The sequence below is a fragment of the Sphingobacterium griseoflavum genome (assembly GCF_014653155.1).
Lineage (GTDB): Bacteria > Bacteroidota > Bacteroidia > Sphingobacteriales > Sphingobacteriaceae > Sphingobacterium > Sphingobacterium griseoflavum.
On record NZ_BNAF01000008.1, the window covers coordinates 108,829 to 124,125 of the forward strand.

The window sequence follows — 15,297 nt, forward strand, 5'->3', positions numbered from 1 at the left end:
TTAAAAGTTCCGTCATACGCTTTTTGTTATCAAACGCTTATCGTTCGCTATTATAGAGCACTGCAGATTACAGCCATTAGTTGCAAGCTATTATCGCTTCTGCTCACTATTTAAGAGCCGGCACGTCACCTTATCACCTTATCACTTCTTCACTTAAGGTGCAAAAAGGATTAGCATAATGCGATTATCAGCAGCAAGCCCATATTGCTTCTGCTCACTATTTAAGAGCCGGCACTTCACCTTATCACTTTCTCACCTTATCACTTCTTCGCTTAAGATGCAAAAGTATTAGCATAATGCAATTAGCCGCAGCAAGCCCATATTGCTTCTGCTCCCAATTAACAGGAATGTCGCATCATTTTTGTTGCGTCTGTAGAAACTTGCCTATGCATTGCCCCATAAGGATGCAACAAAAATCAGCGACGAGGCTTTGGTTACTTTTGCCTTTCAAAAGTAACGCCCCCCGTCCCGGGCTTAGGGACAAACTCGTCGCGAGCTTAGCAATGCCCATTTCTCGCGAGGAACACCTTATCGTATGATTAAACCGTCCGTATGGACGAACAGGTACGATTATTGTTATATTCGCGTAAATTTAACGATGAGAAAACTAAGTCTGTTCCTTTTTGTGTTGCTGTATGTGCAACAGGTTGCGGCCCAAATATATTACCAGCCCTACTCTTTTCAGCAATATCATCGGTATGGGAAGGCTGTATATGGCGAGGCTGGTACCCATACAGCCGTAAAGCCTTTTGTGGTGGGGAAGCAGCTCGATAGCGTCTACGACATTGTTCCGCGGGACAGTAGCAGGGGATGGCTGCACCGCAAGTTATTTCAGGAACACCTCATCGAAGTCAGGAAAGATGATCACCGTTTTTATGCCGACTTTCTACCCGATTTTGTCGTTGGACGGCAGACCGGCACGAACAGCAAGACACTGTGGACCAATAGCCGAGGTGTGCAGGCCGGACTTTCTGTGAAAGACAACTTTAACCTTTATTTTAATTTTTTTGAAACGCAAGCACGTTTTCCCACGCACATCGATAGCACCGCGACAGCATTGGGCGGCCTCCCGGGGCAAGGCTTTTCCAAAAATCTGGAAAATCACGAGTACGATTGGATGAATACCACGGTGCATATGAGCTACCGTGTAAGCGATGGTTTTCAAGTGGAATTGGCCTATGATAAATTGCACATTGGTGATGGATATCGATCAATGTTGCTATCTGACAATCCGTACAATTTTACCTACGCCAAATTTTCAGGACAGAAGAAGCGTTTTCAGTACAATTCCGTTTGGGCCTATATGCTGGATCGCCGTAATCCACGAGTCCAGCTGCTGGAAAACCAACAGAGTGTTCGTCTTGGTAACGCATCCAAATATGCGGCCTTCCAGTATATTGATTATTTGGCCAGTGATAAGCTGACGGTAGGGCTGTTTCATTCGCTGATTTGGTCACGGTACAGCGAGGACAATACCAAAAAAGTGAACGGAGGTTTAGGCTTGAATGTCAAATACCAACCCTGGGACAAGTACATGTTTTACGGGCAGATGTTTGCAGACGATCTGAGCAAAATTTCTTTCAATAAGGACAGAGATCGGCGGACGGCCTATCAGCTAGGTGCCCGTGCTTTCGATGTTTTTGCGGTGAATAATTTAAATATCACGGCCGAATTTAACCAGGCGGCTCCGTATACCTACCAACATAGTAACAACCGAATCAACCACAGTAACGACGGAGAGCCATTGGCGCATCCCAATGGGGCTAACTTTCGGGAGATACTTGGTATAGCCACCTACCGTTGGAAGCGTGTAGACCTTTATGGGCAAACGATGTTTGCGCGATATGGCACGGATCCTTCCGCTACGGCTAATTTTGGCGGGGATATTTTTAAAAGCCAGCAGCCAGCAGGGGGCTTTCGTATTGGACAGGGACAGGCTATCGATTTGTTCTACAATGAGCTGCGTGTGGCATATGTCCTAAATCCAAAATATAATTTGCGATGGGAATTGGGGCTGATTAATAGACAGCAGAAACCCCTCAGCGGTGGCGATCGGGTAAATGCCAACATCTTTACCATCGGCCTTCGCTCGTCCTTCCGAACATTCCAAACCGAGTATTAAGAAGAGGGCAGGATACGGCGTATAACTTCCTGCGATATGGAAATATAATGCCCTATAAACGGGCTGCGTCATTGGCAGGCCGTCAATAGGGCATCATGGTTATCATGGATGTTTGGAAAATCTCAAACAAGTCCTGCCCGCGTCCCGATACACCCTGTCAACCCTCGTTCCCTGATCTACTCGGTGATGCTATCATCTTAATGTTTTATTCCTGCCAAACGCGCATACATCTCCGCGATGGCAAATTGATCCAATAGCCATTTCTTATCGCTATTCTTGTCTTTTCCTGACCACTCTTTTCCAAACAAGCCGTTGTTATCGCGCATAGCTGTCCAAGCATGGTCTAGATTGGCCTGAAAGGCATCTAGATATTGGGCGTTGTTGTCTTGTTGGTAAAGTTCGATATAACCACGTAGCATGATGGCAATAAACCAATTGTCACTTTTCTTCAAGACCGGGTAGCCCGACGTCTCTTGGCTCGTGAAAAAATAGTGCAGTCCGGATCTTGCCGACTCTTGCGCCTCCGTTAGGTATCGCTTCTCCTTGGTTAGCTTGTACAGCAAAGCACCGGCTTGTATCATCTGTCCTGTATTATACGGATATTTGGCTTGCTGTACATTTCCTGTCAAACTTACGTTGTCCCAATATAGCTTGTCGGAAGGATCTTGCAGGTTTTTCTTCGTCCAGGCATATAAGTTTATTGCCTCGTCCAGGTATCCTTTCGCGTTCGTTGCTTGGTAAAGCTTCAGCAGGTAGACCACGGCGGGGGCATTAGAGCAGGTATTTTTGGACTCCTTTTTCTGCTCACACCAATAAATACCACCACCTAACTTATCATCCATGCCGCTCTCCACGAAGGTCCATATCTCTTGCGCTTTGTCCAAGTATGTCTTTTGCTTGCTATGCAGGTACAGATCGACGAAATCTATGCCCAGCCAGATATTATCGTCGTAAAAGCGGTCGGAAAGTGGCGCGCTGTTTACATACGATGCATAGCCGACAGGTTTGCGCTTATCGAAGTAATTTTCCAAACCCGGCAGGACGGCGCGGTCGATATGTTGTTTGGTCGAATCATCGTCTTTTGTTTCGAGCAAGGCTACATAGGCGGATAGGCTTCCGGAGAAGGGCCATAGGTACGAATAAGCATTCGCTTTTGGCTGGTTGTTGTTATCTGCCAGGTACGTGGCGCTATAGCTGTCGTCGAACGGGAAAGTTTCCCGAAAAAGATGCTTGCCATCGTTTACGGCATAATGCTTTTGGATGGTGGATAAACTTGCTGTAGCCCGCGCATAGTTGACGTTTTCGGGCTGCTTTTGCCCTTGTAGGCAAGATGCCCACAAGAGCGCCAGCGTGGCTCCTAGAATTTTTCTCATGTGTGTTCCTTATTTACTGTTTTTTTCGAAATACGCTATACTTTCAAACAACATGGCAGCGCTTGTTTGTCCTGTTAGTTGGGCATCGCCTACGGGGCGTTGTGCCCAGGACGAGCCAAAGAGCAGAAAATTTTGGTCGGCGCCTTGTTGCCAAGCTACTCGGCCATTGTTGCGCAGGAAGTTTTCAAACTTCAAGCGAAAGCTATCGTCTACACCGTCGCGTTGCAACAGCTGCACGAAATAGCGCATAAATATCCCTTTAAATAATGCGCCGTCACCACCGCCTTCATCGCGCAGCACATTACTGCTCGCATCGATGCATTTGGAAATGGTGTAATTGGCCGTTTTCTGTGCATCGTTCATATAAAGTGGATCCTGTGTCACATCGTAGAGTTCCACTGCTGTGCCCAAGAAAGTACCCTGGTTGTAGGTAAGGGCCACCGTATTGATCACATCGGTTTCGCCGTTGATATTATCAAACACGGCTCCCGTGGCGCGATCGAAGAGGATGTCTTTTTGCCACTCGTAAATCCGTTTTGCCCAATCGAGGTAAGTCTCATCGGTGGTCAGTTTGTACAGACGTACCGCCAATATGCTGGCAGGGCCATTGGAGCATGCATTTTTGGAATATAGCATGTCCTTGCGCCAAGCCAATCCTCCACCTGCATATTCGGTGTTCCAAGCTTTCAGGATATCTGTCCAAAGCAAGATCGTGGCATCCATGTATTGCTGTTCTTTGGTAATCTCGTATAGTCGTAAAAAGGTTAAGGCGTTCCACTCCATATCGTCGTAGAATACATTGTAGTAATTGCCACCATTTTTGATGCGAACGCCCTCGAACCATTTTGCAAAATAAGCGCTGTATTTTGGATCGTTGGTTCGGAGGTAGGCATCGATCACGGCATCCATGGCGTGCGCATTTGGCCAATACTGGAAGCCTAGATCCGAGCGGTCGCTCCCGTAGTTGAAATATCCATCTTCGTTCCAGAACTGTCGAATAAGCGTGTCGGTCGTACGGTTGGCCATCTCCTCCCAGGAGATGGGCAACTCGTCGTTATACTGGTATTCGTCGTTGATCTTGCCACAGCCCACCAGGGTGAGCATGGCGATCAGCGTGTATCCTATAGCTTTACATGTCATCGGTTCGAGGTTTAGTTCACTTTAACAATATGCGTATACTCCTTGTCGCCCTGCAGCACGACGCTGATGGTGGTCGACTTGCCATCTACGGCACCATCAAACTTCCATTTGTCGTCCCATTGTGTCACGGCATTCAGCAGTTTCAGGTGGTAGTAGGATGGATCGCTTGCCGCTGTTGGGCGGCTGTCGGTTGGGTTTTTCGCACCAAATTGTTGGGTAACGTTGTTCCCGTTTGCTACCGTTGTCAACTGGAATTTGTAACGCTCGTCGCGCCCCCAGCTTTCTTGACGGAAGGTTACGGTACCCGTACCGCTCCAGATGCCTTTACCTTGGTAAGGAAGGTTAAACAAGATTTTGTTTTCTGGCGAGAACCAAAGGCCGATGGACCGGATTTCGGTAAAGCTAACGGTTGCGACGTTGAAATCGAGCGTAATGCGGTATACCCCCGTTTGGCTGACCTGCATATTGGTGTCGTCAGTGGCTTCTTTCAGTTTGGCTTGGTCGTCGGTGAAGAACTTGCGGGCATTTGCATCCTTGCGGTCAAGGAATACATAGCTTTTTCCTGCTTCCAACCGCGTGTAAATCTCGAATTCACCGGTCGCCGTTTGTTTGAAAGGTAGTGCTGTTGCGACGGATGTTCCGCCTTCCGAGCCTTCTCCTGATACATATAGCTCGTCGGGAATATCGGCAAAACCTTCTAAACTGCTGATGTTGAGTCTGCGTACGGCAGATGACTGCACGCGATTGATCCCGCGCGAAGCGATTACTGTCCATTGTACCTCGCCGCTTTCACCTGGATTTACGCCCGAGGAAATGGCCACGGCATTGAGCACCTTATGGGTAACGTAGGCGTTGTTGGCAAAGCCTTTATTGTTGGACATCAGCTTGTATAGGGGTTTCGAAAAGTCACCGCCCACTTTGTCAAAAACTATTTCATACAGCGGCGCTCCGCCATCTTCGCTAAGCGCAGCTTCCCATTCAAAAAACAAGGAGGCCGTGCTGGAACTCACTAGTTTCACGGCCTTGTTGTCCAAGGGTTCAAAGAGCGTGTTTACTGCCGTGACCTGCACATCGCTATAGTTCATATTATCGGTTTTGCACGCTCCAAAGCAAGCGAGCAGGGCTGAAAGCCAAATAAAAATAGAAATTCTTTTCATGATTGCTTAGATTATTATTTAGTTAGCATGGCCGGGGTTGTTCGGCAATAAATTCTTGTTTAAATCAGTTTCTACTTGCGGCAACGACCAAAGGTAGTCTCTGTTCTCGTCGAAGCGCCGGGTATCGAGACGGATGTAGTCGCTGTTGCCATTGGCAAATTTTGCGCCATATACCGGGCCATCAAGGTACGTTTTACCGGCTTTCCAACGGACGATGTCGAAGTAGCGCAAGCCTTCCAAAGCAAGTTCGCTCCGGCGTTCGTTGCGTAGCAGCGTCGTCATGGCTGCGCTGTTGAGGCCGACAGGAAAGTCTAGTGCCGAGGCAGCTTCAAAGCCCGCCCGTTGGCGGATTGGGCGTATGGTCTGGTTCCAGACGGTGGCATCCAGTTGCCCGAGCTGTTGTTTTGCCTCGGCATACATCAAGAGGACATCCGCGTAGCGAAACATGATGATGTTTAGACCCGATTGAAACACCTCGGTAGCTGTTCTGTCATAATATTTACGCACGTAGTAACCAGTGGGCGATGCATTGGCGGCTGTGCCCGTATATACATCCATGCGCTCTTGCTCGCTGCTTCCCGTGCCCGGTCGGGTATAGATGGTGCGTGTGGTTCCGTCAAAGTTGACCCACTGTGCACCATGATGTACGACCGTTGCAGTTAAACGTGGATCACGGTTGACATAGGGATTGTTTTCGTTGTAACTCGGGGTATTGCCGATGCTGGTGCCGTTTAGTGTCAAGTAGTTGTCTACCAGGCTCTGCAGCGGCGCATAGGCGTTGAGTCGTGCGCCAGCCGATAAGGGTGCCGCATCATACAGTTTGCCCCACATTTTTAGGGACGGTACATAGGCATAGTCTAAGATCACCTCCTCATTATACTCGTTGGCTGCTTCGAAAAGGCCACTGTAACTTGGGAATAGCGCATAGTTGCCATAGGTTCCCTGTGCATTCATCAGACTGTCGCAGTAGTCGACCGTTTTTTGCCAGTTGCTTTCATAGAGGTAAGCGCGTGCTTGAAAAGCCATGGCCGCACCTTTGGTAATCCGACCACGATCTGCATTAGCCAGTTCGTCGCGACTGGGGAGCATACTGCTGATCGCAGAAAGCTCTGCGTGGATAAATGCCAAAATCGTTGCTTTTGGTGTGCGCGCAATTTGTTCCGATTCTTCCAACGTAATATCTTCGGTAAAGAACGGCACATCGCCGTAGAAGTTGACTAGCCGGAAATAGATCAACGCACGGATAAAGCGCATTTCGGCTATTTTCCTCTGCTTCCAAGCATCGGTCGCATCAGGCACGCGGTCTACATTTTCTAAAAATACGTGAACCGTCTTCAGGCCACCATACGCATCGCTCCACTCGGAGGCAAAACGCCCTAAAGTGGGCATGGGCATACCATTTCGAATGGATCGCTGATCGGTATTGGATCGTCCTTCAAAAATATTATCGCTCAGCGCTTCATCGTTAAACATCTTATCGGCCGAGTACATTTGATTGTAGGCCATGTTGACCATCTGCTCGGCATTTTCCACCGACTGCCAAAACGTAGCATCGGTAAATTCGTCTGTCGGGAGCGGATCCATCGTATTGCAGGAATACAAGCTTAGCAGCAAGAGACCGCCGCTATATAAAAAGTGAATAATTCGTTTCATTGTCATGCTATTAAAACTGTATATCTAAGCCCAGCCCATAGTATTTCAAGGTAGGGTAATTCCGTGCACTGTTGGCGCTACCGCTCATGTTGCCATCAAATTCCGACGACTCGGGGTCTATCCAAGAGTTCATGCTAAGCGTCAGCAAATTTTGCGCATTGGCGAAGATGCGCGCACGCTGTAAGTGCAGGCGATTGGCCCAGCCTTGCGGTAAGGAATAGCCCACCTGCAGATTCTTTAAGCGTGCATAGCGTCCGTTGAATAGGTAGATATCCGATTCCATCTGGTAATTGTTGCTTGTGGATGACGATCCCGCCGCGGTAAGTCTCGGCCATGCAGCATCGGTATTCGTAGGCGTCCAATAGTCGAGCTGATGCTGGTAGATAGCAAAGGAGTAGTTTTCGTGGAAAGGCTCCACCAATTCGCCGCGCACCATCATATCGCGCTTACCGACACCCTGCCAAAACATGCTGAAATCAAAATTCTTGAATTTCACGTCGTAGGTAAAGCCGAAAGTAAGGCGTGGGAAAGCATGCCCCAGTACAAAGCGGTCTTTAGAGTCGATGACCCCGTCGTTGTTGCGGTCGATATAGCGCACGTCGCCGGGCTGCAAATCCGAAGAACTGGTGCCCACCGGCAGGGCTGCCGTTTCGATCTCTTGCATATTCTGGAAGTACCCCTGTACCTTATACCCATAATAAGCGTTGACCGGCAGGCCTTCACGGATAATCTTGCGTATGCGGTCTGCTTCCGAGAACTGTTCTTTTCCTTCAAAATAGGTTACTTCGTTATAGGTATCACCAACATTTGCCGAGAAGCTGTGCTGTGCTTCGCCCGTCTGCATATTATAGGCTAGGACCAATTCCCAACCTTGGTTGTTCATTTTACCGATATTCATTTTATTTAATATCGTTCCGAAAGTCGCAGGGATTCTTGGTGTCAACAAGATTTCTGAAGTGTGTTTATGGAAATAGTCGAAGCTGGCCGTTAAACGGTTTTGGAGAAAAGAAGCATCTACACCGATGTTGAAATTGTTTGTCCGTTCCCATTGTAGATCTTCTGTTCCTAATCGGAAACCTGCACCGCTCACCGCACTGTTATTGAAACCATAACTGTTGTTGAAAGGCTCATAACGCGTTAAAAATTGGTAAGGATCCATATCCTGATTCCCCAATACACCATAAGAAGCCCTTAATTTCAGATCGCCTACACGCTCGCTATAGGCTTGCATAAAAGATTCTTCAGAAAGCCGCCAACCCGCAGATACTGAAGGAAAGAAGCCCCAGCGATATGCTTGGGCAAAGCGCGATGAACCGTCGTAACGAAAAGTAGCTTCCAAAAAGTAACGTTGTGCATAGGCGTAATTTAAGCGGCCAATTAAAGAACTGATATTTATTTCCCGAGTTCCTTCCAATGACGACCGACTGGTCGGATCAAACTCCGTACCGGTGGTTGGTGTGCCTAGGATAGGATCCGTAAATCGGTATTTGATTTCGTTGATGCGACTTGTTTCAGATTCGTTGGTTGCGCCAAAAAGTCCTTTGAATTCATGGTCGCCAAAGGTCTTGTTATAGTCCAATAGCAATTGGTAATTTAGCAGCGTTCTTTTCTCGTTGAAATCCTCCGTATTGCGGGTCGAGTTTACATTAACAGCCGGTCTTTCTGCGTCGGCACTGGCGTATAATGGTACTTGAATACGTCGGATAAAGCGGTGGTCGGCATTTATGTCTGCCCCAAAAACGCCTCGGAGCTTCAGCCCATCCATCAGCCGCACATCAAGGGCTATGTTAGCGTTGAAGAAATCGTTGTCGCTTTTGATGTATCCTCCATCCCGCAATTCCGCCAAGGGATTTTGATCCGTTAACGCATTGTTGATCAGGTAGCGTCCATTATCTGCCTGCATGCGATAATAGTAATAGGGCGGTATGCGCGACGAATTGATGATGGCGTTACTTGCCGTGCTGCTCAAGCCGTTGTTGCGCGCGTAAGATACGATGGTGTTTAGTTTGAAGATCCCATATTCAGTAGACATATTGCTGCGTAGGTTGTAGCGTTTGATGCCGTAATCGCTATTGCCCACGAAATTACTTCCCTGATCCAGGAATCCACCAGAGAATAGGTAGGTTGATTGCTCGCCACCACCCGATACGGTGACATTATGATTTTGCTGCCAGGCCGCCTGCATGATTTGGTCGTAGTTCCACTGTTCTATACCGCGGTTATCATAAAGATCTTGAATCTGGTCAGGCGTAAACTCGGGGTCTTTGCCCACGTTGGTCAAGGCCAAGTTCTTGAGCGTCGCATTTTGATAGCCCTGCACGGGGCTAAACAAGATCTGCGGATCTTGCGCGCCGACGAGCGACGAGAGGCTTACTCGTGGCCGCTGGTTACGTTTTCCACTTTTTGTGGTCACCAAAACAACACCATTGGCCGAGCGCGATCCATAAATTGCCGCTGTACCTGCATCTTTTAACACCGACACATTCTCGATGTCCATCGGATTGAGCTTGTTGAGGGCAGCCACGTCGGTGATGAGCCCATCGATCACGACCAGTGGTCCGTTGCTGTTCAGTGTTGATATACCACGGATATTGATATTCATGGTATTGCTGTTGGGATCCATGCTGCGCTGCTGTATGTTGAGGCTGGGCGATGCGCCCTGCAAGGCTTGCATAGTATTGGCGACTGGGCGGTTTTCAATAGCTTTGGCATTGATTTGATCGACAGCCCCCACCACCGATCGGCGTGTGGTCGTACCGTAGCCCACGACAATGACCTCATCCAAAGACTGGTTGTTGTCGGAAAGTGTTACGGTCATTTCTTCGCCATCTACACGGCGCATAACGTCTTGATAGCCTAGAAATGTTATGCGTACGTTATCGCCTAGTTTGGCGTTTAGCGTGAAGGCTCCCTCACTATCAGTCACCGCCGAGCTGGAGCTGCCGACAACGAGGATTGTGGCCCCTTGTATGGGGCTACCGCGTTCATCAACGACCTTTCCGCGCACCGACAGCTGTACTTCCATGTGGCGCGACAAAAAAGTGCCGACACCCGCCTGTGCCGGGTAGTGCCCAAACAACAAGGCCCCCGCAACAAGAAATAATTTCGACTTTTTGATCATATGAATAATGGTTTATATCGTGACTTGCGCCTGTTAGCAAAACCGGGTTAGCTTAACACCTAAACCGGTTTAACAAAAGTAAAGATAAAATTTGCAATTCCTAGCATTCACGTAAATTTTTTCGAAGACAAGCTGATGAACGAAATTTCTAGGATAGAAAATATCTTTTGTGGTTGCACAAAGAGCCAAGCGGGGCCTCTAAACAAACTGCGGCGCTGAGCGAGGAGGTATCGCTCAGCGCCGCAGTGTGAGGGAAGGTATGCCGCGTTGGTTTCGGTCGCTGCAGCTACTGCAGTGTCTCCTTCATGCTTTCCAAGGCCCTGCCTTTTGTTTCGGGCAAGAGCAAAATAAATACAAAGGAAAGGACGACCATCAGGGCGTAGAAAAGGAATATATAGAAACCGCCCTGTTCGAAACCTTCCACCACCACGGGAAACAGCCAGGAGATAATGGCGGCAAAAACCCAATGTGTGGTACTGCCCAACGAGGAACCTTTTGCGCGTACTTCATTGGGGAAGATCTCGGCCAAAAACACCCATATAACTGCTCCCTGCGACAGCGCAAAACAACCGATAAAGCCTATAATATAGTACAGCAGGAAGGGTGAGTGCTCGCCTTTCAGTCCAAATGCCGTTAGCAATAAAAAGAAGAACATGCCAATAGCGCCTAACAGGAGTAGCTTTTTTCGTCCTACGCGATCGATGATGCTCATGCCCAATAAGGTAAACAACACATTGGTGCCACCAATAAAAATGGGCTGCAAATAGGCGAGCTGGGCCTCAAATCCTGCCATCTCAAAGATACGCGGTGCGTAATACAGGATTGCGTTAATCCCCGTCATTTGGTTGAAGAAGGCTAGCATGACGGCGAAGAAAATAGGTTTGCTGTATTGCTTTTGCCATAGTGCGGTTGCCGGCTGTCGTTTGGTCGGTTCCATCTCTGCTGTGGAGGTCGGCTGTCCCAAACGCGCAAAAACGACGTTGGCGGCCGCAGTGCCCTTGTGTATCGCCAGCCAGCGTGGGCTTTCGGGAAGTATCCGCAGTAATGCGTAGAACAGGACCGCCGGCAAGGCCATGATGCCCAGCATATAGCGCCATGCCTGCTCGCCCAAGCCAGCAAAAAGGAAATTGGTTAGGTAGGCTACAAATATGCCTGTTACAATCATGATTTGGAATAAGCCCGTCAGTTTGCCGCGATCCTTTGCGGGCGCAATTTCCGAAATGTAGACAGGGCCCACGACCGAGCTAACGCCTACCGCCAGCCCGCCCAGAAATCGGAATAATAGAAACAATGACCAGATAGGTGACAGTCCGCAGCCGACTGCTGAAAAGAGGTAGAGGAGCGCGATTGCGCCCAAGACGGATTTACGCCCATATTTTTCGGCATACCCGCCGGCAAACAACGCGCCCAAAATTGTTCCGATCAAGGAGATGGACACCGTTAAACCATGCCAGAACGCATCCAGGTGCCATAATTTTTGAATAATCTGCTCTGCGCCAGAGATCACGGCTGTTTCGAAGCCGAACAAGAAACCGCCCAAAGAGGCGATCAGCGCATATTTCCATACGTTTTTCATTGTTGATAAGAAGTTGCAAGGCCATAAAATAGATTCCACTCCTGAAAAGAAGCAACATAGCAGCGAAGCTGTAACTTTTTCTCCACTGCCGGCAAAAACCAGGGATGTGCTTTCGCAATATTTCCGCCCAGGATAATGCCATCGGGCTGCAGGGGTAGGATATGCTGCTTGAGAAAATCCTGCAGCGCATCGCCAAGGTAGGTAAATGCTTCACCACGTTCGGTCTCCAATTCGTCGGTGTCCAGCAGTGCTTTTACATGGGCTAGGTGCTTTACGCCCCGTTGCTGCAGGAACGTGAGGATGCCGCGCGTCGAAATATAGTCTTCGGCAATGCCTTGCCGGAACGCGGCAGAGCCGTAATTTAGATCCTTTACTGTGCCGTTGTCGTATAACGCAGAGCCCAATCCGGTTCCCAGCGTGAGTCCGACGATACGCTGTCCGTGTAGCCGATAATGGTAGAGTTCGCCCCAGAGGAAGGCCTCGGCATCGTTCACAAAGCGTACGGCATCTGCTGGTACGTCGTAGGTTGCACTTAAATAAGATCGGACGTCCATGTGCAGGAGCGCTTGGTATTTATGCATACCATCCATGAGGCATATACCGCGGACATAGTCGAAGGGTCCGGGCATGGCGACAAGCAGAGCGGCAATTTCGTGTTGCTGCGGATCCCATACTTGGCGGATCACGGCGTCCCATTGGGCGAGAATGCACGTACGGCTTTCCATACTATTGACATCTCCTCGGGCTTCCCGCAAGGCGGTGTATTGTCCGTTACGGATCTGCAAGGAAGCCGTAGCGATGTGCGAGCCCCCGACATCTAGACAGATAACAATCGGCATTTTCATAGGCTGGCGCAGCGGCCGGTACGGCACGCATAATGGTTCAAAAAAGTGTTTGTAAACATGATTTATAAAGGTTATACAAATAGCAAAACCGGTTTTGCTATTTGTAAAGCTAGAAGAATTCGGGAGAATCTCCAAATATTTTTATAAAGAACTTTCGCGGATCTGTATTTTGGATTTGATAATCTTCTCTGTTGCAGGCTTATCTTTATCAAGGAGTTGCTCCATGAGCATTTGCACGGCAGCTTGGGCTATTTTTTCAAGAGGCTGCCGGATGCAGGAAATTTGAGGACGGATTAGTTCCAGCACTTCGAGATCATCGAAGGTAATTACCCCTAGCGCGTGCTCTTGACCTAGCTTACGGATGGCTTTGAGGCCAGCTATGCAGACGTAGTTGGTGCTGAAAAACAAGGCGTCGATGTGCGGGTTCTTTTTTAGCCATTTGGTCATTTCTTTGGCGGGGTCATGGGTTTTGTCGAGAAACGATGTGTAAAGGACCTGTTCCTTGCAATCATGCTCTGCAAGCACGTCGCGGTAAGCACGCAAGCGGTCCTGCATCTGCGGCTGCTGCGAGTCGATCGTTACCATGCCGATCTTTTTGTAGCCCCGCTCCAGTAGATGTTCCACAGCCAGTCTACTGGCTTCATAATTGTTCGTGCCGACATAGTTGGTTTGCAAATTAGGAATTTTACGGTCAAACAATATGAGTGGGATCTTGCTCTTTAGCATCCGTTCCACTTCGTCATGCATGGCATCGGTGGGTGCCAATATGATGCCTTCCACCTGCTTGTCGAGCATAGTCTGCACGATTTCCGCCGCTAGCTTGTTGTCCCCCATTGTGCTACTGTACAACACTTGGTACTCATGCTTGCGTAGATACTCCTCAATATGTAGGGCAATAGGTCCAAAAAAAGAATCTCCGATATTCTCTACAATAAGACCAATGGTGCGCGACTTTCCCGTAGCCAAGCTCTTGGCCAGCGCATTGGGTTTGTAGCCGATCTCTTCAATATAGTCACGGATTCGCTGCGCCGATGCTTTGCTGATGCGGCCTTCCTCGGCTTTTCCATTTATTACCAGCGAGACGGTCGACTTTGATACTTTCAGATGCTTTGCAATTTCACTAATGGACATGCTCATTTTTTCTTGCTAGCAAATTACGATTTTTTTTGATTTTTCGTATAAAGATCATTTGGTCGCGACGTGTTGCGGAATTTTCTTCTCTATAACCCATAAGGTTTCTAAACCAAAACGTTAGAATTTTTTTTATCTTGCATTTACGCTATGCAATACAAAAAAATACTGGTAACAGGAGCCGCAGGTTTTATCGGTTTCCATGTCTGTAAGCTTTTATTGGAACGAGGGTTGTCCGTTGTCGGCCTTGATAATATCAATTCATACTATGCTGTTCAGCTGAAATATGCCAGATTGGAAGAGCTGGGCGTTGCACGAGACGATGCGCAGCAATGGGGCAGACAGAGCATCTCGACGGTAAATAGCAGCTTTAGCTTTGTAAGGATGAACATCGAGGACCGGGAACAGCTGCCCGTTTTTTTTGCATCGGAAAAATTCGATGCCGTGATCCACTTGGCAGCGCAAGCTGGGGTACGGCACAGCATGACGCATCCGGAAGCTTATGTGGATAGCAACGTGGTGGGGTTTCTTAACATATTGGAGGGATGCAGAAAGGAGCGGGTTGCACATTTGCTATATGCGTCGAGTTCTTCTGTATATGGGGAGAACAGCAAGATACCGTTTGCGGAGGATGATTGTGTGGACTATCCGGTGAGTGTCTATGCGGCTACGAAAAAGGCAAACGAGCTGATGGCCCATAGTTACAGCCACCTTTTTCAGCTACCGACCACAGGCTTGCGCTTTTTTACCGTCTATGGCCCTTGGGGACGCCCGGATATGGCGCCCATGTTATTCGCCTCGGCAATTGCAGCGGAACGCGAGATCAAGCTGTTCAACCATGGCGAAATGTCGCGCGATTTTACCTACGTTGACGACATTTGCCAAGGTGTATACGTCGCACTTCAGCATCCGAATCGGGCCGAAAAGCCGTATCAGGTCTTTAATGTGGGGAACGGGAAACCGGTGCAGTTGACGGATTTTGTAGCAGCCTTGGAAAGGGCCACAGGCAAGACTGCCCGACAAAAAATGCTGCCGATGCAGCTGGGCGAGGTGCCACGCACTTGGGCGGATATAAGTAAGCTGCAGGCTTTGGGGTATGAAAGTAAAACAAACTTACAGGAAGGTGTAAAGAAGTTTGTCGCATGGTTCCAGACCTGTCGGTTCGACATTACTTAAAAG

Annotated in this window: 10 protein-coding genes; 2 read left to right on the forward strand and 8 right to left on the reverse strand. The window is 48.7% G+C overall.

All coding sequences use genetic code 11. The features are described 5' to 3' along the window. Window positions 1–598 precede the first annotated feature (598 nt). Window positions 599–2,122: a gliding motility protein RemB gene (locus IE165_RS11795; protein WP_189626829.1), complete on the forward strand. Its 1,524-nt coding sequence runs from the start codon at window positions 599–601 to the stop codon at window positions 2,120–2,122. A gap of 197 nt (window positions 2,123–2,319) precedes the next feature. Here IE165_RS11795 and IE165_RS11800 read toward each other — a convergent pair whose 3' ends face one another. From IE165_RS11800 to IE165_RS11835, 8 genes are all read right to left on the reverse strand, one after another. Further along, window positions 2,320–3,495, reverse strand: a complete 1,176-nt coding sequence (locus IE165_RS11800) for a glycoside hydrolase family 76 protein (RefSeq protein ID WP_189626830.1) — start codon at window positions 3,493–3,495, stop codon at window positions 2,320–2,322. Between the two features lie 9 nt (window positions 3,496–3,504). Continuing rightward, complete coding sequence (locus IE165_RS11805) at window positions 3,505–4,635, reverse strand: glycoside hydrolase family 76 protein (protein WP_189626831.1); 1,131 nt, start codon at window positions 4,633–4,635, stop codon at window positions 3,505–3,507. 11 nt (window positions 4,636–4,646) lie between these two features. After that, complete coding sequence (locus IE165_RS11810) at window positions 4,647–5,792, reverse strand: SusE domain-containing protein (protein WP_189626832.1); 1,146 nt, start codon at window positions 5,790–5,792, stop codon at window positions 4,647–4,649. A gap of 18 nt (window positions 5,793–5,810) precedes the next feature. Then, window positions 5,811–7,445 carry a RagB/SusD family nutrient uptake outer membrane protein gene (locus tag IE165_RS11815; RefSeq protein ID WP_229826523.1) on the reverse strand — a complete coding sequence of 545 codons (1,635 nt, stop codon included), beginning with the start codon at window positions 7,443–7,445 and terminating at the stop codon, window positions 5,811–5,813. A 10-nt stretch (window positions 7,446–7,455) separates the two neighbouring features. Continuing rightward, complete coding sequence (locus IE165_RS11820) at window positions 7,456–10,566, reverse strand: SusC/RagA family TonB-linked outer membrane protein (RefSeq protein WP_189626834.1); 3,111 nt, start codon at window positions 10,564–10,566, stop codon at window positions 7,456–7,458. Between the two features lie 286 nt (window positions 10,567–10,852). Continuing rightward, on the reverse strand, window positions 10,853–12,142 hold the full coding sequence (locus IE165_RS11825) for a sugar porter family MFS transporter (protein ID WP_189626835.1): 1,290 nt from the start codon (window positions 12,140–12,142) through the stop codon (window positions 10,853–10,855). Then, a complete protein-coding gene (locus IE165_RS11830) occupies window positions 12,139–12,987 on the reverse strand; it encodes an ROK family protein (RefSeq protein ID WP_189626836.1) in 849 nt (282 codons plus the stop codon). Before IE165_RS11830 ends, IE165_RS11825 begins: the two co-directional genes overlap by 4 nt. Before the next feature lie 141 nt (window positions 12,988–13,128). Continuing rightward, window positions 13,129–14,118: a LacI family DNA-binding transcriptional regulator gene (locus IE165_RS11835; RefSeq protein ID WP_189626837.1), complete on the reverse strand. Its 990-nt coding sequence runs from the start codon at window positions 14,116–14,118 to the stop codon at window positions 13,129–13,131. 150 nt (window positions 14,119–14,268) lie between these two features. On the opposite strand from IE165_RS11835, the gene IE165_RS11840 reads away from it, so the two are divergent. Further along, on the forward strand, window positions 14,269–15,294 hold the full coding sequence (locus tag IE165_RS11840) for an NAD-dependent epimerase (protein ID WP_189626838.1): 1,026 nt from the start codon (window positions 14,269–14,271) through the stop codon (window positions 15,292–15,294). The last annotated feature ends 3 nt before the right edge of the window (window positions 15,295–15,297 follow it).